The organism is Psychrobacter sp. NPDC078501 (genome assembly GCF_044900935.1).
Taxonomy (GTDB): domain Bacteria; phylum Pseudomonadota; class Gammaproteobacteria; order Pseudomonadales; family Moraxellaceae; genus Psychrobacter.
In genome coordinates this window covers 12,863-36,480 of record NZ_JBJDOS010000013.1, presented here as the reverse complement: position 1 = coordinate 36,480, position 23,618 = coordinate 12,863, and the positions used below count along the sequence as shown (strand labels likewise).

Here is a 23,618-nt window from a genome sequence, read left to right as displayed (position 1 = left end):
AATATAATTTCGATACAAGGAAACCGAGTGCAAGTTATACATTAATATGCTTAGCGAGGATGACGCTGTAGCGGATTTATATAGACTTGACTATAGTTTGCATAAGTTATCAATATTTATAAGCCCTGCTAGTAAGTTAAATATAACTTGCTATGAATTTAAAAGATGCTTCCTATGTCCCTAAAATCCAGCTTTAAAGGCTTCCTAGGCGAGACCGTCATCAACGTCGCCATGTGGCTAAAGCTTGAAAAAGATGTTTATCACCGATTAAACGGTATTACCTTGCCAAGAGCCAATGGTGGCAGTACCCAAATCGATCATATCATCGTTTCTGTATACGGCATCTTTGTGATTGAAACCAAAAACTATAAAGGGTGGATATATGGTAGCGAGAACAAAAGACAGTGGACGCAATCATTCCCGAATGGAAGTAAATTCAAATTCCAGAACCCACTGCGCCAAAATTATTTGCATATCAAGACGCTCGCAGATTTATTGGGCTTGGAGCTGAGCTACTTTCATTCGATGATTGCTTTCATCGGTGAGTGTGAGCTGAAAACTCGTGATGAGTTGCCTGAACATGTATTGACGAGTGGGATAGTGTCTTATGTAAAGAAGAAACAAGATAAGCTACTGACTGAAGACGAGGTCATATCCATCGTTGAGCAGATTAACAGTAATAGATTTAGTAAATCTTGGCGCACTAATAGAGAGCATAAAGCCTATCTAAAAGACAAGCATAGCAATCCAAGCCAGAATACGAATAAGCAGCCTAGCGGTAACGCTACTGATAAACCAATTGCTAACACGGCTAACAAGCCTACACCAGAGCCGATAGTAAAAGAGACCGCTAAACGAGCTATTCTAAAAAGTAGAGAAGTGCATCGATGGTCTGGTCAGACTGAAATTGAATATACCACGTTACCAATTGATAGTATGGACACTCAGCAGGCAGTCACTCAGCATACAATTACATCGCACGATATTGCTGATAAGGTTTTTCTTACGCCGTTTGAAGTTATGGAGCCTGAACTAGCAGCGAGTTCCTCTGCGACAGATGAAGTGATAGACCATACAGCTGATTTAATTCAAACACCAACCTGCCCAAGATGTAACGGTGAGATGATAAAGCGTGTGGCAAAAAAAGGCCTGAATCAAGGTCAGACCTTTTTTGGTTGTAGCCAATTTCCTAAATGTTGGGGTGTGGTGAATATTGATTAATCGTTAATCATCTTAACCTTAATCATTTTAACCTTAGTCACCTTAACCATATATCTCTTCTAAACGTAAACAAGCAACCAATCGACCGTCCCATTCGCGCAGTTGCGGCTCTACTTCGCTGCATTGCTGCTTGGCATAGGGGCAGCGTTTATGTAGGGCGCAGCCACTTGGTGGATTGAGCGGACTTGGTAGCTCACCTTGTAGGGTTAAATCATTTTTATGACCGTTTACCGTTGGTGCCGCAGCCAGTAGCGCGATGGTGTAAGGATGCTTTGGCGCATTATAAATCGCTTCTTTGGGGCCGTGTTCGACGGCCTGACCCAAGTACATCACCATCACATCATCAGCGACGTGGCGCACGACGGATAAATTGTGCGAGATAAAGACGTAAGCGGTGCGATATTCATCCTGCAAATCCATAAATAGATTTAAGACTTGCGCCTGAATAGATACATCGAGTGCAGAAGTAGGTTCATCAGCGACGACGATTTTTGGATTGAGCATCATCGCACGGGCGAGGGCAATACGTTGACGCTGACCACCCGAAAACATATGCGGATAACGACCAGCGTGTTCGGGACGTAGACCGACATGTCTCATCATCTCGTTGATTTTGTCGCGTTTTTCTTCTTTAGACAGATTGGTATGAATATCCAACGGCTCCGTCAGTTGATAGGCGATAGTATGACGCGGGTTTAAGCTACCATAAGGGTTTTGGAAGACCATTTGAATTTCAGTACGCAATTCTTTTAGCGTTTTTCTGCTATAGCCTGTGGTGCCTTCATCATTGATAAATAGCTCACCATGTGTGGGCGCTTCAATCAGCGTCAACTGGCGGGCAAGGGTGGATTTTCCGCAGCCTGACTCACCAACGACTGCCAATGTCTTGCCAGCTTCAAGCTCAAATGAGACACCATTGAGCGCTTTTACGTAGGCCTTTGCTTTGCCCAGACCTTGTGACACTGGGTAGTGCTTGTGTAGATTGTCTGCTTTTAGGACCACTTTATTACTCATACTTGTGACTCCAAGGTAGCAGCGTGAGAGGGGTGAGATGTAATCTCAGAATCAATACAACGCACCTTGCCATTGGGTGTATCTAAAATAGGTGGCGGTACTTCGCAAGCAGGCTCTTTATAAGGGCAACGGGGAGACAGCAAGCAACCAGCCGGCCTATCATATTGACTGGGCACAACTCCTGGTAAACTGTTTAGCCTATCTTGACCAATAGCCAACTCAGGGATGGCTTGTAGCAATGCTTCAGTATAAGGATGTGCAGGATGTTGGAAAATTTCTGGCACGGTACTGGTTTCAACCACTTGTCCAGCATACATGACCGCGACATCACGCGAGTTTTGTGCAACCAGACCCAAATCGTGGGTAATTAATACCATGGCCATTTGTTTTTCGCGTTGCAATCGGCTCAGTAAGTCCATAATTTGCGCCTGTACGGTGACATCCAAAGCCGTGGTTGGTTCATCTGCGATAAGTAGTTTTGGCTCGCAAGCAATCGCCATCGCAATCATAACCCGTTGACTCATACCGCCTGATAGCTGATGCGGATAGACCTTGAGTCTGTTTTTGGCATCGGGCATTTCGACCAACTCTAGGAGCTCTAAGATGCGTGTTTGTACTGCTGCGCCTCGCAAACCAAGGTGCTTGCGTAGTACTTCGCCTAACTGCATTTCAACGGTGAAACTTGGATTGAGGCAAGACATGGCATTTTGAAAAATCATAGAGATGTCTTTACCAATGATGCCGCGCTTCTCTTTGGCTGGCATGCTAAGCATGTCTTTATTGTCAAACACCACTCGCTGAGCACGCACGGTTGCAGAAGGTGGTAACAGTCCCATCAGTGCCATCATAGTGACCGACTTGCCTGAGCCAGATTCACCCACGACGGCGATGACCTCACCTTGTGCGATTTTCAGTGATACATCATCTACCGCGCGAAAGGCGCGTATCCCTTGACCGAACGTAACCGATAGATTCTCGATATCTAATAGTAATGGTGATTCTTTTATTAATGTGCCATTCATAGAGGTATGGTTGATAGTCGTTTTAATTAATGGATCAGTCATGTTAGGTCACCTGCTTTAATTTGGGATCTAGTGCATCGCGTAAGCCATCACCAGTCAAGTTAATCGACAGGGCAGCCAAGAAAATGGCGACACCCGGCCAAATAGCGAGCCAAACATTACTCTGAATATATTGGCGTGCCGTACCTAACATGGCGCCCCATTCGGCATCTGGTGGCTGTACACCAAAGCCTAAGAAACCAATCGCGCCTGCTTCTAAAATAGCAGAAGAGAAAATCATCGTCGCCTGTACGATAAGCGGTGCCATACAGTTGGGCAAAATAGTGATAAACAATAAGCGCAGCACGCCAGCACCCATTACTTGTGAAGCGATAAAGTACTCACGTTGTAGCTCTACCATTGCAGTGGCACGAGTCAGACGAATAAAAGGCGGTGTACAGACCAAAGCGATGGTAATAATCGTATTGGTCATAGAAGGCCCTAAGATAGCGGCAATGATGATGGCCAATAGCAAGCTCGGATAGGACATCAAGATGTCATTGACCAGCATGACGGCCTTGCCCCAGACTTTTGGCCAAAACGCAGCACTCAATCCTAAGGAGATACCAACCAACATTGCAAGAGTCGTGGCGCTTAGACCGATAAACAGTGAATAACGCGCACCATACATCACCCGAGACAGCGTATCTCGACCCGCATCATCAGTGCCGAGCCAAAACATGGTATTGCCGCCATCTAAAAAGGCAGGTGGCAATTGCTCTTGACCTGTAAATAATTCATAAGGGTCATGGGGAGCAATGGTAGGCGCGAGTATGGCAATAAAGACCATCAAAGCCAGTACAATAAAACCAAGTACCGCACCTTTATTGCGGCAAAACGTCGATAAAAATAGCTGCCAAGACGAGGGCGGCGTGAGTGCCGCAAGCTTAAGATCAGAGGGAACAGCAGAAGGCTTCATGAGCATTTCCTATAGTGGCTAGCGCATTGGATTCGTTTGGGCTTCCTTCCTAACAGTCATTAGAAACCTGCCAAAAACCTTCAAAACCATGCAATCGCTATTCGTCACTACTTATAATATGAGTATTTATTAATGTTAGATTAAGAAGTATGTCGAATACGTGGGTTGATAAGACCATACAAAATATCAATAAATAAACTAACCAAAATCAGGGCAGTGGCGACCAGTAAAATACCGTTCTGTACAATAGGATAATCACGAGTGAAAAATCCATCAAGTAGCCAATTCCCAACGCCTGGCCAACTAAAGATGGTCTCGGTAATAATGGCACCTGCGAGTAATGTCGCCATCTGTAGACCAACAACAGTAACTACCGTAATTAAGGCATTGCGCATTACGTGTACCAATATCACGCGGCTTGGTGATAAGCCTTTGGCTCTAGCCGTACGTACGTAGTCTTCATCCAGTACTTCTAGCATCGCCGAGCGCGTCATCCGTGCAATCATCGCAAGCGGAATAGTCGATAATGCAATAGAGGGCAAGATAAAGTGTTTGACCACGTTCCAAAACGCACCAGGTTCTCCCGATGTGAGAGAGCCGAGCAACCATGAGCCGTATAATGGCTGCACATCTAAAAACTGTGCGACAGAGATCACCCCAGCGACAGGTAACAAGCCTAAATAGTGAGCGAATATCCCTGTCAGAATAGGTCCTAATAAATAGATTGGCATAGAGTACCCTGCCAGCGCACCTGACATGAGGGTGTAATCAATCCAAGTACCACGTCGCAGCGCGGCAAAGATGCCCAAGCTCACGCCAATGACACTAGCAATAACAATGGCGCATAGAGCTAGCTCTAAGGTTGGGACGAAATGGGCAAAGAAATCTTGTAATACGGGGGTACGGGTACGAAAAGACTCGCCAAAATCACCCGTCAATATACCAGTCAGATAATCCCAATATTGGGCTACAAGAGGTTTGTCTAACCCCAGTCGCTCTAGGGCGCGAGCGTGTAGCTCTGGATCGACCATACGCTCGCCCATCATAATCTCAACCGCATCTCCAGGGACGAGACGAATCAGAGTGAAGGTCGATAGGGTCAAGCCAAGATAGACAGGAATGAGAATAGCGATTCGACGCAGAATATAAAGTAGCATGGGCTGCTCAATAGTTGTGATTCAATGATAAGAGGGCTTTCGATGATATGAGGGTTCGCGACAACGCGTTTAATGCAGATGAATACGGCTGGTGCAGGAAACCTGATCCAGCCGCATGTAAATTAAACCATTATGTACGTCGTATCGAACGTAATCAGTCAGGGTTATTCGACCTTGACGCCATCGAAACGTATTGAGCCAAGCGGGCTGATTTTGTAATCGACCACGTTTGGTGCGGTGAATACGGTTACTACCGAGTGTGCCATTGTTGTCCAAGGAAGCTGCTCTTTGAATATCTGCTGAGCTTGCTCATATTCACTGACACGCTCATCTTGATTGTTAATCTGACGGGCATTGGTCACCAAATTATCGAAGTCTTTGTTACACCAGCGCGAGTAGTTATTGCCACCGACCGCGTCACAAGACAATAACGAACCAAGCCAGTTGTCTGGATCACCATTATCGCCAGTCCAACCCGCTAGAATGACATCAGGTTCACCTTTAGCAGCGCGTTTCAGGTACTCGCCCCATTCATAAGTCACAAGCTTGGTATCGACGCCAATCTTCGCCCAATCTGCTTGTAGCATTTCAGCCATTAGCTTGGCATTTGGGTTGTATGGACGCTGAACTGGCATATACCATAGATTGATAGAAAGGTTATCCGCGCCAGCTTCTTTGATCAGTGCTTTTGCCTTTTCGACGTCGTAAGGCGCGTCTTTAAGTGACTCATCATAGCCCCACTGCGTTGGCGGCATTGGGTTGGTCGCTTTGAGGCCTTCGCTCTGATAAACCGCATTAATAATAGCGTCTTTGTTGATCGCCATATCTAATGCTTGACGCACTTTAAGATCGCTCAGTTGAGGTTTTTCTACGTTATAACCGACATAGCCGACGTTGAAGCCAGGCTGATCGAGAACAGTGGCTTTACCTGATTTTTTGACAGATTCGATTTCGGCAGGTTTTGGATAGGCTGACACATGACATTCGCCAGCTTGCACTTTCTGTGCACGAACTGCCGAATCTTTAGTGATGACAAACACTAGGTTGTCGATATAAATGTCGTCTTTATTCCAATAGTCTGGGTTTTTGGTATAACGAATTTGCGCGTCTTTTTGATAAGAAGTAAAGACGAAAGGTCCAGTACCGACGGGCTTAGTATTGATATCAGCAGCATTACCAGAGGCCAGCAATTGATCTGCGTACTCAGCAGAACCAATATAAGCAAAAGGCATCGCTAGGTTCTGTAGGAACGGCGCATTGGTTTCGCTAAGGGTAATCTTTACCGTATAGTCGTCAATCTTTTCAATATTAGAGATGATATCAGGTAGTCCCATGCCGACTGAATATGGGAATTCAGCAGGATAAGCTTTGTTAAATTCAAAGTCTGGGTCAGTGATACGTTCTAGCGTAAAGACAATGTCATCCGCGTTGAAATCGCGAGTCGGAGTAAAGTAGTCAGTTGTACCGAATTTAACCCCTTTGCGTAGATTAAAGGTATAAGTCTTGCCGTCTTCGCTAATATCCCAGCTTTCAGCAAGTCCTGGTTGAATCTCAGTCTCTGCTCTTTTGAATTCTACCAAGCCATTGTAAATAGGGAAGGCACTCGCATCAAAATCCGTACCTGAAGTATATTGCGCTGGATCGAATCCAGCAGGGCTACCTTCTGAGCAATAGAGCAATGTTTTGGCGGCTTTGGCATCTGAGCTAGCAGCAGAGTCATCCGTAGTTTTGTTGTCTCCACTACAGGCGGTGATACCTAAGACAAACGTCGCCAACATTGTAAGTTTGAAGAGTGATTTTTGCATTATTACATCCTATGTAATGGTAGGTAGGTACTCATGTATCCATATGTTCGTACTCGAGCATGAATACGATGAGAAAGCGTTTAGTGACCTCTAAAGTATCTATCTATGCAGTATTTTATATATACAAAATAAAACATATTAAATGTTGTTATAACTTTAAATTATATAGATAGAAACTAAAAATATAAGTAAGTCGTTCGAATATACTCTCTTAATCTGTGGTAATGCAAGCGATAAATAGACTAATTTTGATAAAAAATGCACGGTTTTACCGTATTTAGCACCAATAAGATATTAAATACTAGATTCTACGGCTTTATGTTTATTTATTCTAAGTAGCAAAGAGACACGCTTTTAAATCGCTAACTAGTTACAATTTTACTCATTGTTAACAATTAGAAATAATAAAGTTATGTCTCTTTGAAGTAGCCAACTATAAGCCGTTTTTCCAATGCAGCATTAAACAGGGCTATGATTCGCTTTAATGAGATCGGCTATTTTTTCGGCAATCATAATAGTTGGCGCATTGGTATTGGCGCTAATAAGCGTTGGCATCACTGAAGCGTCGATGACTCGTAGTCCGCTCACACCTCGTACCTTCAATTCCAAATCAACCACAGAACTGTCATCTGAGCCCATGCGGCAAGTGCCTACTGGGTGATAGATGGTATCTGACTTATTACGGATATAGCCGAGCATGCCGTCTTTTTCGAGGTAAGGGGCAGGGTAGTCTTCAGTAATGTATTTAGCGAGTGCGGACTCTTGCATGATGGCTCGAGTACGCTCGGCACCAGCTACCATATACTCTACGTCTTTTGGATGCGACAGATAGTTTGGATCGATCAAGGCAGCATCAGAAGGGTCGGCTGAGTCCAACCTAACAGTACCTCGACTTTCAGGCCGTAAGTAGCAACTGTGACAAGAGACAGCGAAGCCGCGTCTGAGATCACGGCCATGCTCTATCACGCGCGAGATGACAAAGTGCAGCTGGGTATTTGGCCACTCCTTCGGATCGTCACCGACGCTAAAGAACGCACCTGCCTCTGCATAGTTGGTAGACAGCAGCCCTGTACCGTCTTTTCTCCACTGCCGAATACTTTTGGTTAATGTCGAAATCGATGCCATGCCAATACCAATGACGTCAGTCGTATTGACCTCATAATCAAAGACAACGTCTAAGTGATCCTGTAAATTACCACCGACCTCAGGTGCATCTACCACCACATCGATACCATGAGACTGTAAATGACCTGCAGGGCCGATACCTGAGAGCATCAGAACTTTAGGTGAACCAAATGCGCCACCTGATAGTAGGACTTCATGACGCGCCGTGACAGTATGTTCGACACCGTCTTTTTCGTAGACGACGCCTGTCGCTTGATTGTCTTCGATAATGACGCGGTTAGCCTGCGCATGAGTGATGACAGTTAGATTAGAGCGGTGTTGTACGGGATGCAGATAGGCAGCCGCGGCAGAGCAGCGTTGGCCTTGTTTTTCACCATGGAAATGAGTGACTTGATACAACCCTGTACCGTCTTGCTTTTCGCTATTAAAGTCAGGGTTATGATCTAAGCCATTGGCAATCGCAGCTTCTACGAATGCCTTAGAGATGTCTCGCGGGCTGAGTAGGTCGCTAACATGCAGCGGCCCGCTATCGCCATGTAGGTCATCGCTACCACGAACGTTGTTTTCAGCTTTAATAAAATAGGGAAGTACATCGTCAAATCCCCAGCCAGTACAGCCTTGCTCTACCCAACGTTCATAATCTAGCTTACTACCACGTGTATAGATCATGGCATTGATAGCTGATGAGCCGCCCAGACATTGTCCACGCGGCTGAAAACCTTTACGGTTATTAAGGTGCTCTTGCGGGGTGGTGTGAAAGCACCAGTTGTTCAGTTTGAGCGGTTTGCCAGGAACCATCAGAATAAGTCCAGCAGGCACACGTACTGCTAGATCTTTGCCATCACCGCCGTACTCTAATAAACAGACATTGATATCTGGGTTTTCAGTGAGACGGCTGGCGAGCACGCAACCCGCCGAACCTCCGCCGACGATGACATAGTCAAATGTTGTGTCAAATTCCATTCCATATTCCTTATAGCATCCATGCTCATCAAAATAGTTTACGCTTTACAGTAACTATTATTCTGCTGAAATAATAAAATAAAAATGACTCTGCGGTATCTGTTTTCCCCAATATCATAGGACAAGCTAAGACTGTCATATGGGGTACATTATTTAAGATTAATGCTACCTAGTTTTGCGTCAAACGTCCTTATATCGTACAGATTTCTGAGCGTACGATAAAGCGTTTGCCTTCAGGGATTTCTAACGAAAAACTCGCACCGCGACCATTGACGACATCAATGGTCAAATCGGTATGCTGCCATAGATTGTATTGTGCGCGTCCCATATAAAATGGACAGTCAACAAGCTCACCAACCAGCACATCCTGACCGCCTACCTTAAACTCTCCTAATGGATAGCACATCGGCGAGCTACCATCACAGCAGCCACCTGACTGATGAAACATCAGCTTTCCATGCTTGGACTTTAGTAGCTCAATCAACGCCTTACACGACTCTGTTGCTGCCAGTTTCATATCGTACTCCTTCTTATGGCCCATCCATGGTTTATATAATTGCTCTCTAGTATCAGTATGCCACAGTCAAATCAAAAAGGTCGCATCATCTTCAGACACATCACAACTGGCATATGACTAAAAAGATACGACCTTCGGCTGATAATTGACAGTTGGAATAACTACGTAATAAGCTTATAACACTGTCATTTTACTATCCGTTATTGATTATAGTCGATGACGATACGACCTTCGATTTTGCCATTACGCATCCGCTCAAAAATATCATTGATGTTCTCTAACGGCTCAGCTTTGACGGTCGCTTTGACTTTGCCAGCCGCTGCCATATCTAGCGACTCTTGTAAGTCAAGACGTGTGCCAACGATAGAGCCGCGTATGGTGATACCATTGAGTACAGTATCAAAGATTGACACCGGGAAGTCGCCAGTGGGGAGTCCGTTACATACTAAAGTACCACCGCGACGTAACATGCTTAAGGCTTGATCAAAAGCTTTTGATGATACTGCAGTGACTAACACGCCATGAGCGCCACCGATTTCTTCTTGTAGCAACTCGCCTGGGTCTGTATTTTTGGCATTTACCGTCACTGTTGCCCCCAGCTTTTTGGCGAATTCAAGTTTTTCGTCATCAATATCAACAGCAGCAACATTGAGCCCCATGGCAATGGCATATTGTACAGCCATGTGACCAAGGCCGCCGATACCTGAAATAACAACCCAGTCGCCTGGCTTGGTGTCGGTCATTTTAAGACCTTTATATACCGTGACGCCCGCACATAAAACAGGGGCAATCTCAATGGAGTCGACACTCTCAGGAATAATGCCAACATAGTTGGCATCTGCAAGGACGTATTCTGCAAAGCTACCGTTCACTGAGTAACCAGAGTTTTCTTGCTTTTTACATAAGGTTTCCCAGCCACCCAAGCAATGCGTACAGTGACCACAAGCAGAGTATAGCCATGGCACACCAACGCGATCACCTGCTTTGACATGAGTTACGCCGTCACCGACCGCCGTGATCACGCCAACACCTTCATGACCTGGGATAAATGGTGGGCTTGGCTTAACAGGCCAGTCCCCCTCAACCGCATGCAAATCAGTATGACAGACGCCTGAGGCGTGCATTTTGACAACTATTTGCCCAGCACCTGCGGTTGGAATGTCGACTTCTTCGATTTTTAAGTCTTGACCGAACTCATGTAATACAGCGGCTTTCATTTTGTTAGTCATAATAAGCTCTCTTTTATGGGTGATTGATAAATGTTGATATAAAAAGTTGTTGCGATATTGCATTCAAAATATGCAAACACCTTATTTTGAACGCAAGACTGCTACAAATTTTTCCTGCTGTGCGCCTAAGCGCATTAGAGGATATAAAAATTCGTCTCAGTTTTTTATTTAGATCGTTGTAGCGAGCGGGCTATGTAACACTTGTGATAACCCGCTCCATGATTAGAAATGATGGTTTAGAAGAAGCCCATTTTTTTCTGACTGTACGACACCAGCATGTTTTTGGTTTGCTGATAGTGGTCGAGCATCATTAAATGGTTTTCACGTCCGATACCAGATTGTTTGTAACCACCGAACGCCGAATGTGATGGATAAATATGATAGCAGTTGGTCCATACGCGGCCTGCTTGGATACCACGTCCGAAGCGATATGCCTTGTGTACACTACGGGTCCATACGCCCGCGCCTAAACCATACAAGGTGTCATTGGCAATCTGCATGGCTTCGTCATCGTCTTTAAAAGTAGTCACGGCAAGGACAGGTCCAAAGATCTCTTCTTGGAACACGCGCATGTCGTTGGTGCCCTCAAAGATCGTTGGCTTGACGTAGTAACCGTCTGTCAAGTCGCCATCGTGCTTAGCTTGCTCTCCGCCGACGAGCACTTTTGCGCCTTCTTTTTTACCGATATCAAGATAAGATAGAATTTTCTCTAATTGATCTGAGCTGGCTTGCGCGCCAATCATGGTGTCGGTATCTAATGGGTTACCCATCTTGATGGCTTCGACACGGGCGATACAGCGTTTGATGAACTCATCATAGATGCTCTCATGAACGAGTGCCCGCGATGGACAGGTGCAGATTTCACCTTGGTTCAGTGCAAACATCACTAGACCTTCGACAGCTTTGTCCAAGAAGTCATCGTCCTCATCCATAACATCGGCAAAGAAGATGTTAGGGCTTTTGCCACCAAGCTCTAACGTCACTGGAATGATGTTTTCGCTCGCGTACTGCATAATGAGGCGGCCAGTGGTAGTCTCACCAGTGAAGGCGACTTTATTGATACGAGGGTTTGAGGCAAGTGGCTTACCCGCTTCGACCCCAAAGCCATTGACGACGTTCAGTACACCCTTTGGTAAAATATCAGCGATGCCGATGGTCTCTAACATGAACAGAATAGAAACTGGCGTTTGTTCGGCTGGCTTTAGAACGACACAGTTACCAGCAGCAAGGGCAGGTGCTAGCTTCCATACGGCCATTAGGATAGGAAAGTTCCAAGGAATGATTTGACCGACGACACCAAGTGGCTCATGAAAATGATAAGCCACAGTGTCTTCGTCAATCTGACTGATACCGCCTTCTTGTGCGCGAATGGCGCTGGCAAAATAACGGAAGTGATCAATGGCTAGAGGGATGTCGGCTGCGAGTGTCTCACGAACAGGTTTGCCGTTTTCGTAACATTCGGCAACCGCAATCGCTTCTAGGTTGGCTTCCATGCTGTCAGCAATTTTGAGTAACAAGTTGGCACGTTCAGTAACACTGGTCTTACCCCAAGCATCTTTGGCAGCATGTGCGGCATCTAGTGCTTTTTCAATATCGGCTTCTTTTGAGCGGGCGACTTGGCAAATAGTTTTACCATCGATGGGGCTTGTGTTATCAAAATACTCTCCATCGATAGGAGCGGTCCACTCACCATTAATAAAGTTATCGTATTTTTCGCGGAACTGAACAGGGCTACCTTCCGTATTGGGATTTGCATACAGCATGAAACACTCCTTGTTGTGTTGTTTGTTTTATCGGATAATACAAGCGCAATTTTATCTATCCTAATATCTGTTATCGCAAAACAATATCAGTTGATGTTGTGATTGATTAACATCAATTGCTCTCTGTACACGTTCCATACTACTCGGCTTCTGCTGATAAGCATACTAAAATTTTATAATGACTGATGAGTTAACACATAACAGGAAGTTTGCTTTAATGGCCATGATTTTATTGCTGTAAAGCCTAGAATGCATAGGCTTGGTATTTATGATCAAAGCAGATACTTTACGGACAAAATTAAAAGATAAGCTATTGATTTTTTGCATTTATAAAAAATAAAGCATTTTTTATCTATATTCTATTGACAATTGTTTATTTTATTGTCGATACCTCAAGGTTGCACAGCCCGCAAATTTTAGGTGATTTTAGGCAAATGTTGCGTTTTTTTCCATTATGATGATGGCTTTATTATTCTCTTTTTTCACATTACTGGCTGGTTTGAATCTATGCGTCAATCTTCTGCTCTCGATATCTTAAAAACAGGTCAAAATGTCTTTTTAACGGGCTCAGCAGGCTCAGGTAAGACCTATACGCTCAATCAATATATTGATTATCTACGCGCTCGCCGTGTGCCTGTTGCGGTGACTGCCAGTACCGGTATTGCTGCCACGCACATGAACGGTACGACGATACATAGTTGGTCAGGTATCGGTATCAAAGATGAGCTGACTGATCGAGATTTATCCACCTTGTCACGCAAGCAGTTTTTAGCAGACAGGTTGAAGGATACAGCGGTCTTGGTCATTGACGAGATATCAATGCTACATGCCAAGCAGCTTAACTTGGTCAGCCAAGTGCTCAAGCACATTCGCAAAAATGACAAAGCGTTTGGCGGTATTCAGGTCGTAGTCGCAGGAGACTTTTTTCAGTTACCACCGATTGGCAGTAAAGGGGAGACGAATCGTGAAAAGTTTGCCTTTATGTCTGAGGCGTGGCTCGATGCCAAGTTCCATATTTGCTACTTGTCTGAGCAGCATCGTCAAGTCAGCGATGCAGCCAATGGCGGTCTCGATTTGGATGACATTCTTAACCAAATCCGCCGTCAGGAAGTGACCTTTGAGGCGATTGCCGCTTTAGAAGCGACTTATGATCAAAGCGTCGATATCAAGCGTACGCGTCTGTATACCCATAACCTCAACGTCAATAAAATTAATGACAAAGAACTGGCGTCTCTAGATGGCGAGATGATGCGTTTTGAGGCGACGGCGACAGGCGATAGTAAGCTGGTTGAGACGCTAAAAAAGACCGTGCGAACCCAAGACGAGCTGATTCTCAAAGTCGGCGCCAAGGTGATGTTTATCAAAAACAATGCTGAGCTTGGTGTCTCTAACGGAACGATGGGCGAGTTGATTGGGTTTGCTGCTGTAAAAATAGATGATAAAGACAGTAGTGACGCGTTAATCGAAGACGATAGCAACGATGACGTTGATGAGGATGCTACTGGCGAAAAAACGACAAAAGGTAAGAAGTCCGCTGCTAAAAAAGATAAAGAAAAACCAAAGTCGAAGAAACCAACGACCCAAAAAATGCCTGTCGTGCGGCTTAATTCAGGACGAGAAGTCATCGCTGAGCCTGAGGAATGGATTATCGAAGATGAAACGGGTGACGTGCTAGCAAGTTACTTACAAGTGCCGCTTTGTCTGGCATGGGCGATTACCATTCATAAATCGCAAGGCATGACCCTTGACGCGGCTGAGATTGATTTATCGCGTACCTTTGAGCTTGGGCAAGGCTATGTGGCCTTGTCACGTCTCAAGTCGCTGGCAGGATTGCAGCTGCTGGGTATGAATGACATGAGCTTGCAACTTGATCCATTAGCACGCGGCGCAGACAAGCGATTTTTGGTGCTGTCTGACGAAGCTGATGCCAACTATGCCATGCTCGATGAAGAAAGCATGCAGCAGGCACATGAGAAGTTTGTCTTAAAGTCAGGTGGTACGCTCAGTCAATCCGTGATTGATGCCTATGCCGCGCTGCAAAAAAAGCGCCGCGAACAGCAGCAAGCGCAAATAGATAAAAAGCAAAAACAGGGCAATCAGGTCTCTGATAAGTCAGAAAGCACCTTGCGTGCAACCCGAGTGTTATTGGAGGAGAGTTTAACCATTGCGGAGATTTCAGAAGCACGTCAATTGTCACAATCGACCATCATGCGCCATATCGGTGAGCTAAAATCACAAGATCCGAGTCTTGCCTGCGATCATCTGCGTCCAGATGATGAGGTGATGACAGCCGTAGGTAATGCCTATGTCGCCATTAAAGTCGCCAATAATCCAAATGACTTCAATGATGACGGTAGCATCAAGCTGCGTCCGATATATGATCATCTCAAGCAAAGCATTGACTACAATACCATTCGCCTCGCATTGATTTTTATCACCCCATAGTTTTGCTGCCTATAATTTTATTGCCTATAACTTTGTTACCTTTATTTTTATAGGCTTTAATTTTACTATTTTTTAGTATTCAGCAATCATTAGCGCACTCAACGTGATAACGCTCAGTTTTTACCCCCATTTATAGCGATACCCTTTATGTCCGATGTTATGCCTGATTTTTCGAGCGCTACTTATCAATTGACCTCTGACCCGATAGCGGCGACGTATCGTACCACTGGTGAGCACTCACAGCCATTGAGAGTGGCTATCAATGGTTTTGGTCGTATAGGGCGCAATGTACTTCGTGCTTTGTTAGAGCGCTTTGAAGTGTTGGGCCGTGCGATTCATGTAGTGGCAATTAATGATTTAGCGCCAGCGGATATCTTATTGCATTTATTGAAGTTTGACAGCACACATGGCCGCCTCAGTCGATTAGGGGTCAATGCTGAGATTGTAGAGAGTGAGTCAGGTGATATGAGCAAGACTGAGCTCTGTCTCACCAAAAACAATCTGACCTATTGCATTAATATGCTCTCAGAGCCCAATCCACAAAACCTACCTTGGCAGTCGCTAGGGGTCGATGTGGTTTTAGAGTGTACTGGGCATTTTCGCTCGTATGAGCAAGCGACGCTACACATCCATGCAGGCGCACAGCAAGTAATCATTGGTGCAGCACCATTCGATGATGTGGATGCTTGTATCGTTATGGGGGTCAATACAGATGCGCTCACGCTTGATTTACCGATTATCTCCAGCGTTTCTTGTACCACGCAGGCACTGGTGCCGCTGATTGACACATTGGATAAAGCGTTCGGCGTCAAGTCCGCTATGATGACAGAAATTCATGCGGTTACCGCCGATCAGACGGTGCTCGATCAAGCGCATCGAGACCCCAGACGGGCGCGTGCTTCTGGCTACAATATTATCCCAACGACATCCAGTAGTATCGCTGCGACAGAACGGGTGCTACCAGCCATGGTCGGCAAAATAAATGGTCATTCGATACGGGTGCCCACTATCGATGTGGCTGCGATTGATGTCACCTTTGTATTTGATACGCCAGATGTCGATGTCGAGACAGTACGAGAGGTACTTAAATCTGCCAGTCAGGCACATTTGCATGACATCATGGCTTATACCGATGAGCCATTGGTATCTAGTGACTTCATCCATCAGACTGAGTCGCTTATCATTGATGGTCAGCAGCTTATGCAAGTAGGCGGTCAATATAAGGTTTTTGCATGGTATGACAACGAATGGGGCTATGCCAATAGGTTGCTCGATATGTGCTTACATCTGGCCTCAAGCAAGCGATAATGCATCAATTTACAAGTATTCGAAAATTAATTAGATTTTTTTAGTTTAGGGGCTTGCATTATAAAATGATATCTATATAATGATGCACCAATGGAGACGTGGCAGAGCGGTTGAATGCACCGGTCTTGAAAACCGACAAGGGTTAATAGCCCTTCGAGAGTTCGAATCTCTCCGTCTCCGCCAAATTCAAAAAAGCCCCAATCATTGCTGATTGGGGCTTTTTTTTATGGTATCGATAAAAGTATTAAATAATACCTTCTACTTCTATAAAAACCTCAATAGTAAGTTATACAGCTACTTCACCAGTGAGTTTTCAAATTCGATTGTCTGTTCGTCTGCTAAGGTAAGCGTACCTTTATTAATCTCGATAGTGATGCCACTAGCATTTTTGATAGCGCGCATGACATTGATATCCTCAATGCTGCTTTCAATAATGATCTTGCCAGACTGCTCTGGTGCGATAGGTGGATCAAAGGCTGTCAATGGCACATTAAAGTTTTTGCCCTTTGTCAGGTTGGCATCCTTCATGGTCAGCGTCCCTTTAAAACTTTTTATCGCGCCTTTGCCATGATTAGATAGCATAAACTGCATTTTGACTTGATTTAAGCTATCGCTATCACTGGTTTTCACAGGGAGCAGGGCGACAGGGTACATCTGTGCGGTAGCATTAGTCGCCTGACCTTTGACAATTGGGCTTTTCTTGCCCGTTGGGTTGTTCGGATGCAGACGCTCGTATTCACGCTGTTGTATTAGCGCCTGCTTAATAGTGGTGCGCGGCATAGCTCCTGATTCATAAGCGTCGCTCAATTTCATGCGCAGCATATATCGGCTGAGTACTTGTTGATCGGCCTCAGACAACTGTTCAAAAGTTTGCCCTAACTTTTTTTGCCATTGGTCTGAATCTGTCGGTATGGTTGTTTTACTTGGATCAGTCTGCGGCGATGAGCAGCCAGTCGCAATCACTAGTATTGCTACCGTCATGGTTGAAAACAAAGTTTTGTTAAAACGCTGATGTAAGCCCGTCATCGTACCCCTCCTTGTAAATCTTTATTATGTTGAAACCTTATAAATAGTCGCGACTATATCCTTAATATACCTTTTTTAAACATCTGTTGTGTTTAGTTATGGCTAACTAAAATTGTAAATATATTGGAATGCTTAAAATTATATGTACTGTAAATTAGATGGAAGCAGGGCGTAACAAGAGGAGAGTTAGAGAAATATCAGTAATGCTTTAACTTTTATAACAGCCACAAAAAAAGACCAAGCTCGCGTTAGCAAACTTGGTCTTTTTTATTTTAATACTATTTAGCAGCGTTACTATTAATTAGCAACGATACTATTAATTGTTTAATCGTTGTCTTGTAACTCAGATAGCGGATGAGTGATGTTGTTATTATGCGTCACTACAATCGCTTCATCAATAATATGCTGGCTAACGCCGCGTTTACGTAGCGTTTCGATGAATACTTCATCATGGGCAAGCGTATAATCCTGATGGTCACGATCCAAGCCCTGACGAATATAAAGACGAATAAGCCCTTGAATGCGCTTAAAGCCCAAGTCTGATGACGTCGTTTCTAATAGGCCAATCATTTCTTCAGACAAACGAATACTAATCGGGCGCATGATTTTTTGCGGATGATCAGAAAACTTATTTTTTATACGTACAGGTATCATAATAAACCATTACTTTTAGTGAGTAAGAGCGAAGCACTCAAACAAAAACGAACCCAATCAAAACTAATCTTACCATACAACAAAAATGTCTAAAAGAACACCACAGCCGTGCTAATATTATTAGAAGTAAATATAAAAGACGCAGCAATAAAAAAACCTCCATCAAATTATGATGAAGGTTTTTAGTATATGGCTCTCCAACCTGGGCTCGAACCAGGGACACACGGATTAACAGTCCGTTGCTCTACCAACTGAGCTATTGGAGAATAGCTGGTCATAACAGCAAGTTATTGACGCTTTATATTAAAGCAGTTAATTAGCTTGTTTGCGTTATGTGGGGCACATTTTAGCCAAGTCACTACAGGCTGTCAACCTTATTATGCGTTTAATTATAAATATTATCGCAATTATTGAAAATTAACGTCAATCCCTTATCAGATAGGCTATTTCAAGGCAGTGCTTAGTAGAAAATGACGATAAATGTGCTTTAAAAATAAAATGTGCTTTAGAAATAAGAAATATTTTCAGAAAATTTTATATGGCACATAGGACAAACGATAAAAGTATCGAAACAGATAGCAATTCGGCAAAGTAAAATTGGATTTGATGCCTTGTATTTTTGAATATAAAGATGATGCGATGCCGTTTGACACAATAAAGTTGTAAGACAGCCCTTCACATTGGCAGTAGAGTTCTATAAAATACCGACCATGTGGTTTCTTTGCTATGTTTTTTCATAGCATGCGTTGAAAAAAAGCGGGTGTTCTAAAGATGAGTCCTACTACGATTGCTTACGGTTATCTGACTATTGCCATTATATGCGAAGTGGTGGGTACGACTTTTTTGGTAAAGTCAGAACAGTTCACTCGTTTGGTGCCAACTTTGATGATGGGTGCGCTTTATGCGGTTTCATTTTATCTACTGGCTCAGACGCTTAAGACCATACCGCTAGGCATTGCGTACGCACTGTGGGGCGGGCTTGGGATTGTACTAACCTCACTCGCTGGTGTGGTGCTATTCAAGCAAAATCTTGATACAGCAGCAGTGGTCGGTATCGCGATGATCGTTGGCGGTGTTGTTGTGATGAACTTATTGTCTAATTCTGTGGTGCATTGATATGGAAAATGCTTATAAGCGTAAAAAACAGCCAGAAGTCATTCGTCGTGCGTTGTTAGATCAGGCAGCACGTATCACATTGGAACAAGGCTTATCTAAAGTGACGTTTCAGGCAGTCGCTGATGCGGTTGGGGTGACGAAGGGTGGTGTGATGCATCATTTTTCTACTAAGAACGCACTCGTGCTAGAAGTCTTCAATGATGCAATGGTTAAGTTTGAGGCAGAAGTAAACGCAGCAATGGCTGATGATCCTGTTAAGTACGGTTCATTTACCCGCGCTTATATAGATGCCACTATCAGCCTTGGCGAGCAAGGGCAGGAAGAATACGATAATCAAGCAACCCTATATGTGCTGATGCTAGGCGATAGTGAGCTGCGTGAGTTATGGGCTAAGTGGGCAAATGAGCAACTCAAAAAACATGCGGCAACGGATAATACCGAGACATTATGTATGGTTCGCCTCGTCGCTGATGGTATTTGGCTCTCAGACTTTTCAGGTATCGATATCGCAGACAAACAGTCATTACGTAATCGCCTGATAAAAATGACACAACAAGACTTTGATTCATAAAACGATGCTGATTTATAAAATGACGCTGATTTATAAAATAATTTTTATTTCACTATTTAAAGACTAAATTTCTTAAATACTAGATTTCGAAACTTAACTAACGACGACACTATTCGGCCTGAGTACTTTCATATAGCTACTTTTGCCAGTCGTCCTAAGGAGAATTTATGACTGATATTAATAATGTGACAGATATTATCGATTTAGACCAAGTACAAACAGCCTATATCAACGGTCGTTATCTAGCGGTTGATGAGTCGCTAGCGACTTTTGAAGATATCAATCCAGCCACTGGTGAAGTATTGACAACGATGCAGCAAACCAGCAAAGAGCAGATTGACGAGGCGGTAAAAGCTGCACATAAAGGTCAAAAAGTTTGGGCGGCGATGACAGCGGTCGAGCGTGGTCGCATTTTATCGAAGGCTGTTGAGATATTGCGTGAGCGCAATGATGTGTTGGCACTACTTGAGACCAAAGATACAGGTAAAGCTTACTCTGAAACTAAGTACGTCGATATCGTCACTGGTGCTGACGTCGTTGAATACTATGCAGGGCTGGCACCGATGATTGAAGGTCGTCAGATTCCATTACGTGATACTAGCTTTGTCTATACTCGCCGTGAGCCACTTGGCGTGGTCGCAGGTATTGGCGCATGGAACTATCCGATTCAAATCGCGATGTGGAAAGCAGCACCTGCACTGGCTGCTGGTAATGCGATGATTTTTAAGCCATCAGAAGTGACACCATTGACGGCATTAAAACTGGCAGAAATATTGACAGAAGCTGGATTGCCAGACGGTGTGTTTAACGTGGTACAAGGTAACTATGAAGTGGGTCAGGCGCTAACTGAACACCCAGATATTGCAAAAGTATCGTTCACAGGTGGCGTACCGACTGGTAAAAAAGTCATGTCAAGTGCAGCAAGCTCATCTCTAAAAGACGTAACTTTAGAGCTTGGCGGTAAATCACCTTTGATCATATTTGATGACGCAGATATCGATACGGCTGCTGACATCGCTATGATGGCCAACTTCTATAGTACTGGTCAGGTATGTACCAATGGTACGCGCGTATTTGTTCCTAAAGCGCTACAAGCGAATTTTGAGCAAGCCATCTTAACTCGTGTTGAGCGTATTAAGCTAGGCGATCCTATGGATGAGAACATCAATATGGGTCCGCTAGTTAGCTTCCCGCATATGGAGCGCGTGCTTGGCTATATTGAACAAGGTAAAAAAGGCGGCGCACGTCTGCTAACAGGTGGCGAGCGCGTTACAACGAACGAGCTTGCAAATGGCGCATTTGTCGCACCGACAGTATTTACTGATTGCACAGATGATATGACTATCGTACGCGAAGAAATCTTTGGCCCAGTGATGTCGATATTGACGTACGAGACCGAAGAAGAAGTCATTCGCCGTGCCAATGATACCGATTACGGCTTGGCAGCTGGGGTTGTGACTGCAGATCTAAAACGCGCGCATCGAGTCATCGCTCAGATCGAAGCTGGCATATGCTGGTTGAATACGTGGGGTGAGTCGGCAGCACAAATGCCAGTAGGCGGCTATAAGCATTCTGGTATCGGCCGCGAAAACGGTATCGAAGCGCTCGAACACTATACTCAGACCAAATCTATCCAAGTAGAGTTGGGTGCGTTTGAATCTGTCTTTTAATCAATCTTATTGAGAAAAACGAAGCCAGTAAGGTTTCTTATTAGCTTTTATTTAGCTTTTTTAGGACACCTTACTGACCCTAAACGATTTATGTTTTTTCAATATTATGGAGTATGTTATGACATCAACCACACCTGAGTATGACTATATTATTGTTGGAGCAGGCTCAGCAGGAAATGTGTTGGCCACGCGTCTGACCGAAGATGCCAGTATTAAAGTACTGCTGTTAGAAGCAGGTCGTCCAGACTATCGTTTTGACTTCCGTACCCAAATGCCAGCTGCACTTGCCATGCCGCTACAAGGGACGACTTATAACTGGGGTTATAAGACAGACCCTGAGCCATACATGAATAACCGTGTCATGGACTGTGGCCGCGGTAAAGGGCTAGGTGGCTCATCATTGATTAACGGTATGTGCTACATCCGTGGTAATGCGCTAGATTTTGATGATTGGTCTAAGATAAAAGGCCTATCGGACTGGACGTATTCTGATTGCCTGCCTTATTTTAAAAAGCTAGAAAACTGTGACGCTGGCGAAAATGACTATCATGGCGTGGGCGGTCCTGTTGAAATGACTACCTCAAAGCCAGGAGTCAATCCACTGTTCCAAGCTATGATTGAAGCGGGCGTACAAGCGGGCTATCCACGTACCGAAGATCTAAACGGCTATCAGCAAGAAGGTTTTGGTCCGATGGATCGATTCGTGACGCCTAATGGTCGCCGTGCTTCAACGGCTCGCGGCTATCTTGACCGTGCCAAACCACGTAGCAATATTACGATTTTGACAGGTGCATTGACTGACGTAATTTTATTTGACGGCAAACGCGCTGTCGGTGTCAAAGTCGAGCACGAAGGCCAGACCAAAAATTTCCATGCCGCTCGTGAAGTGATTGTCTCTTCTGGTGCGATTGCCTCACCGCAACTATTGCAGCGTTCAGGTATCGGTCCTGGTCAGTGGTTAAAAGATGCTGGCGTGACTGAAATATTGGATCTGCCAGGTGTCGGTAATAATTTGCAAGACCATCTAGAGCTGTATATGCAGTATGAATGTAAACTGCCAGTGTCAATCGCGCCTGCCAATAAATGGTGGAATAAGCCTGCGATTGGTGCAGAATGGTTATTCAATGGCACAGGTCTTGGTGCATCTAACCAATTCGAAGGTGGCGGTTTCATCCGTACGGATGAGAAGTTTACCCATCCAAATATTCAGTATCATTTCTTGCCACTAGCTGTACGCTACGATGGCCGCAGTGCGGTGAAAACACATAGCTTCCAAGCACACGTCGGCTCACTGCGCTCACCAAGCCGTGGCCGCGTCAAGCTAAAATCACGTGATCCAAAAGCACATCCAAGTATCCTGTTTAACTACATGTCACATGATCAAGACTGGCAAGAGTTCCGTGCTGCAATGCGTATCACGCGTGAGATCATGCATCAGCCAGCGCTCGATCCTTATCGTGGTCGCGCGATTGCACCGACCGATGATCTGGTCACCGACGCTCAGTTAGATGAATACGTACGTAATCATAGTGAGACGGCTTATCATCCATCTTGTACCTGTGCGATGGGTGAAGATAACGATTCGGTAGTGAATGGCGAAGGTCTGGTACATGGTATTGATGGCTTGCGAGTCGTCGATGCATCTATCATGCCAAACATTATTAGTGGTAATCTCAATGCCACGACTATTATGCTCGCCGAAAAAATCGTCGACAAGATGAGAGGCGTACAGCTGCCACGTTCAACGGCAGATTATTACGTGGCTAATGGTGCACCGCTGCGCTCAGAGCCAATGCGTGATTATCTCTCGACGGTGTAGGCTGCGATATAAGCCTGCATGCAGGATACTGAATAAATAACGATATGAGAAAATTTTAACCAAAAGGCCTTTCCAAGTAGAGGCCTTTTCTATCAGCGCTAACGTATTAGAATAATGAATACCGTTCAGGTTGAATTTGTTTATAATTTTATTAGCTTTTTATTTATTGGTACTGCTTTGTCCGTCATGCGGTTGGTTCCACGTTATACGGTTATAGATCATCAGTCTACTATTA

The 23,618-nt window shown here is 44.6% G+C and carries 18 protein-coding genes and 2 tRNA genes; 8 read left to right on the top strand and 12 right to left on the bottom strand.

The window, feature by feature from the left end; all coding sequences use genetic code 11:
- Positions 1–174 precede the first annotated feature (174 nt).
- Positions 175–1,221 carry an NERD domain-containing protein gene (locus tag ACI2IW_RS13300; RefSeq protein ID WP_404693927.1) on the top strand — a complete coding sequence of 349 codons (1,047 nt, stop codon included), beginning with the start codon at positions 175–177 and terminating at the stop codon, positions 1,219–1,221.
- A 42-nt stretch (positions 1,222–1,263) separates the two neighbouring features.
- On the opposite strand, the gene ACI2IW_RS13295 is transcribed toward ACI2IW_RS13300, so the two are convergent.
- From ACI2IW_RS13295 to ACI2IW_RS13255, 9 genes are all read right to left on the bottom strand, one after another.
- The gene (locus tag ACI2IW_RS13295) at positions 1,264–2,235 is read right to left on the bottom strand and encodes a peptide ABC transporter ATP-binding protein (protein WP_404693926.1); all 972 of its coding nucleotides are present in this window, start codon (positions 2,233–2,235) and stop codon (positions 1,264–1,266) included.
- Positions 2,232–3,299, bottom strand: a complete 1,068-nt coding sequence (locus ACI2IW_RS13290) for an ABC transporter ATP-binding protein (RefSeq protein ID WP_404693925.1) — start codon at positions 3,297–3,299, stop codon at positions 2,232–2,234. Before ACI2IW_RS13290 ends, ACI2IW_RS13295 begins: the two co-directional genes overlap by 4 nt.
- 1 nt (position 3,300) lies before the next feature.
- The gene (locus ACI2IW_RS13285; protein ID WP_404693924.1) at positions 3,301–4,215 is read right to left on the bottom strand and encodes an ABC transporter permease; all 915 of its coding nucleotides are present in this window, start codon (positions 4,213–4,215) and stop codon (positions 3,301–3,303) included.
- A 140-nt stretch (positions 4,216–4,355) separates the two neighbouring features.
- Positions 4,356–5,372 (bottom strand): ABC transporter permease, encoded by a 1,017-nt coding sequence (locus tag ACI2IW_RS13280; RefSeq protein ID WP_197134655.1) that lies wholly within the window; start codon positions 5,370–5,372, stop codon positions 4,356–4,358.
- 164 nt (positions 5,373–5,536) lie between these two features.
- Positions 5,537–7,177 carry an ABC transporter substrate-binding protein gene (locus ACI2IW_RS13275; protein WP_404693923.1) on the bottom strand — a complete coding sequence of 547 codons (1,641 nt, stop codon included), beginning with the start codon at positions 7,175–7,177 and terminating at the stop codon, positions 5,537–5,539.
- Positions 7,178–7,636: 459 nt separating this feature from the next.
- Positions 7,637–9,265 (bottom strand): GMC family oxidoreductase, encoded by a 1,629-nt coding sequence (locus tag ACI2IW_RS13270; protein ID WP_404693922.1) that lies wholly within the window; start codon positions 9,263–9,265, stop codon positions 7,637–7,639.
- Positions 9,266–9,455: 190 nt separating this feature from the next.
- Positions 9,456–9,782, bottom strand: a complete 327-nt coding sequence (locus ACI2IW_RS13265) for a DUF779 domain-containing protein (RefSeq protein WP_165597405.1) — start codon at positions 9,780–9,782, stop codon at positions 9,456–9,458.
- Between the two features lie 200 nt (positions 9,783–9,982).
- Positions 9,983–11,011 carry an alcohol dehydrogenase AdhP gene (gene adhP / locus ACI2IW_RS13260; protein WP_185156614.1) on the bottom strand — a complete coding sequence of 343 codons (1,029 nt, stop codon included), beginning with the start codon at positions 11,009–11,011 and terminating at the stop codon, positions 9,983–9,985.
- Between the two features lie 236 nt (positions 11,012–11,247).
- The gene (locus ACI2IW_RS13255) at positions 11,248–12,774 is read right to left on the bottom strand and encodes an aldehyde dehydrogenase family protein (protein ID WP_404693921.1); all 1,527 of its coding nucleotides are present in this window, start codon (positions 12,772–12,774) and stop codon (positions 11,248–11,250) included.
- 507 nt (positions 12,775–13,281) lie between these two features.
- Here ACI2IW_RS13255 and ACI2IW_RS13250 point away from each other — a divergent pair.
- From ACI2IW_RS13250 to ACI2IW_RS13240, 3 genes are all read left to right on the top strand, one after another.
- Positions 13,282–15,219: an AAA family ATPase gene (locus tag ACI2IW_RS13250; RefSeq protein ID WP_404693920.1), complete on the top strand. Its 1,938-nt coding sequence runs from the start codon at positions 13,282–13,284 to the stop codon at positions 15,217–15,219.
- Between the two features lie 159 nt (positions 15,220–15,378).
- Positions 15,379–16,527, top strand: a complete 1,149-nt coding sequence (locus tag ACI2IW_RS13245; RefSeq protein ID WP_227673244.1) for a type I glyceraldehyde-3-phosphate dehydrogenase — start codon at positions 15,379–15,381, stop codon at positions 16,525–16,527.
- Between the two features lie 92 nt (positions 16,528–16,619).
- A tRNA-Ser gene (locus ACI2IW_RS13240) sits at positions 16,620–16,710 on the top strand.
- A 111-nt stretch (positions 16,711–16,821) separates the two neighbouring features.
- Here the strand turns inward: ACI2IW_RS13240 and ACI2IW_RS13235 are convergent.
- The 3 genes from ACI2IW_RS13235 to ACI2IW_RS13225 form a co-directional block, all read right to left on the bottom strand.
- Positions 16,822–17,553: a hypothetical protein gene (locus tag ACI2IW_RS13235; protein WP_404693919.1), complete on the bottom strand. Its 732-nt coding sequence runs from the start codon at positions 17,551–17,553 to the stop codon at positions 16,822–16,824.
- A gap of 324 nt (positions 17,554–17,877) precedes the next feature.
- The gene (locus ACI2IW_RS13230; protein WP_057761113.1) at positions 17,878–18,207 is read right to left on the bottom strand and encodes a hypothetical protein; all 330 of its coding nucleotides are present in this window, start codon (positions 18,205–18,207) and stop codon (positions 17,878–17,880) included.
- Between the two features lie 190 nt (positions 18,208–18,397).
- Positions 18,398–18,473 (bottom strand) — tRNA-Asn (locus ACI2IW_RS13225).
- Between the two features lie 505 nt (positions 18,474–18,978).
- On the opposite strand from ACI2IW_RS13225, the gene ACI2IW_RS13220 reads away from it, so the two are divergent.
- The 4 genes from ACI2IW_RS13220 to betA all read left to right on the top strand — a co-directional run bounded on the left by ACI2IW_RS13220 (position 18,979) and on the right by betA (position 23,383).
- Positions 18,979–19,323 (top strand): multidrug efflux SMR transporter, encoded by a 345-nt coding sequence (locus tag ACI2IW_RS13220; RefSeq protein WP_057761111.1) that lies wholly within the window; start codon positions 18,979–18,981, stop codon positions 19,321–19,323.
- A 1-nt stretch (position 19,324) separates the two neighbouring features.
- Positions 19,325–19,894 carry a TetR/AcrR family transcriptional regulator gene (locus tag ACI2IW_RS13215; protein ID WP_404693918.1) on the top strand — a complete coding sequence of 190 codons (570 nt, stop codon included), beginning with the start codon at positions 19,325–19,327 and terminating at the stop codon, positions 19,892–19,894.
- 167 nt (positions 19,895–20,061) lie between these two features.
- Positions 20,062–21,564: a betaine-aldehyde dehydrogenase gene (gene betB, locus ACI2IW_RS13210; RefSeq protein WP_404693917.1), complete on the top strand. Its 1,503-nt coding sequence runs from the start codon at positions 20,062–20,064 to the stop codon at positions 21,562–21,564.
- 118 nt (positions 21,565–21,682) lie between these two features.
- Positions 21,683–23,383 (top strand): choline dehydrogenase, encoded by a 1,701-nt coding sequence (betA, locus tag ACI2IW_RS13205; RefSeq protein ID WP_404693916.1) that lies wholly within the window; start codon positions 21,683–21,685, stop codon positions 23,381–23,383.
- The last annotated feature ends 235 nt before the right edge of the window (positions 23,384–23,618 follow it).

What these genes read in the sequence shown, in the direction of transcription:
- ACI2IW_RS13300 (WP_404693927.1), top strand. Translation starts at nt 175, where the DNA reads ATGTCCCTAAAATCCAGCTTTAAAGGCTTCCTAGGCGAGACCGTCATC.
- ACI2IW_RS13295 (WP_404693926.1), bottom strand. Translation starts at nt 2,235, where the DNA reads ATGAGTAATAAAGTGGTCCTAAAAGCAGACAATCTACACAAGCACTAC.
- ACI2IW_RS13290 (WP_404693925.1), bottom strand. Translation starts at nt 3,299, where the DNA reads ATGACTGATCCATTAATTAAAACGACTATCAACCATACCTCTATGAAT.
- ACI2IW_RS13285 (WP_404693924.1), bottom strand. Translation starts at nt 4,215, where the DNA reads ATGAAGCCTTCTGCTGTTCCCTCTGATCTTAAGCTTGCGGCACTCACG.
- ACI2IW_RS13280 (WP_197134655.1), bottom strand. Translation starts at nt 5,372, where the DNA reads ATGCTACTTTATATTCTGCGTCGAATCGCTATTCTCATTCCTGTCTAT.
- ACI2IW_RS13275 (WP_404693923.1), bottom strand. Translation starts at nt 7,177, where the DNA reads ATGCAAAAATCACTCTTCAAACTTACAATGTTGGCGACGTTTGTCTTA.
- ACI2IW_RS13270 (WP_404693922.1), bottom strand. Translation starts at nt 9,265, where the DNA reads ATGGAATTTGACACAACATTTGACTATGTCATCGTCGGCGGAGGTTCG.
- ACI2IW_RS13265 (WP_165597405.1), bottom strand. Translation starts at nt 9,782, where the DNA reads ATGAAACTGGCAGCAACAGAGTCGTGTAAGGCGTTGATTGAGCTACTA.
- adhP (WP_185156614.1), bottom strand. Translation starts at nt 11,011, where the DNA reads ATGACTAACAAAATGAAAGCCGCTGTATTACATGAGTTCGGTCAAGAC.
- ACI2IW_RS13255 (WP_404693921.1), bottom strand. Translation starts at nt 12,774, where the DNA reads ATGCTGTATGCAAATCCCAATACGGAAGGTAGCCCTGTTCAGTTCCGC.
- ACI2IW_RS13250 (WP_404693920.1), top strand. Translation starts at nt 13,282, where the DNA reads ATGCGTCAATCTTCTGCTCTCGATATCTTAAAAACAGGTCAAAATGTC.
- ACI2IW_RS13245 (WP_227673244.1), top strand. Translation starts at nt 15,379, where the DNA reads ATGCCTGATTTTTCGAGCGCTACTTATCAATTGACCTCTGACCCGATA.
- ACI2IW_RS13235 (WP_404693919.1), bottom strand. Translation starts at nt 17,553, where the DNA reads ATGACGGGCTTACATCAGCGTTTTAACAAAACTTTGTTTTCAACCATG.
- ACI2IW_RS13230 (WP_057761113.1), bottom strand. Translation starts at nt 18,207, where the DNA reads ATGATACCTGTACGTATAAAAAATAAGTTTTCTGATCATCCGCAAAAA.
- ACI2IW_RS13220 (WP_057761111.1), top strand. Translation starts at nt 18,979, where the DNA reads ATGAGTCCTACTACGATTGCTTACGGTTATCTGACTATTGCCATTATA.
- ACI2IW_RS13215 (WP_404693918.1), top strand. Translation starts at nt 19,325, where the DNA reads ATGGAAAATGCTTATAAGCGTAAAAAACAGCCAGAAGTCATTCGTCGT.
- betB (WP_404693917.1), top strand. Translation starts at nt 20,062, where the DNA reads ATGACTGATATTAATAATGTGACAGATATTATCGATTTAGACCAAGTA.
- betA (WP_404693916.1), top strand. Translation starts at nt 21,683, where the DNA reads ATGACATCAACCACACCTGAGTATGACTATATTATTGTTGGAGCAGGC.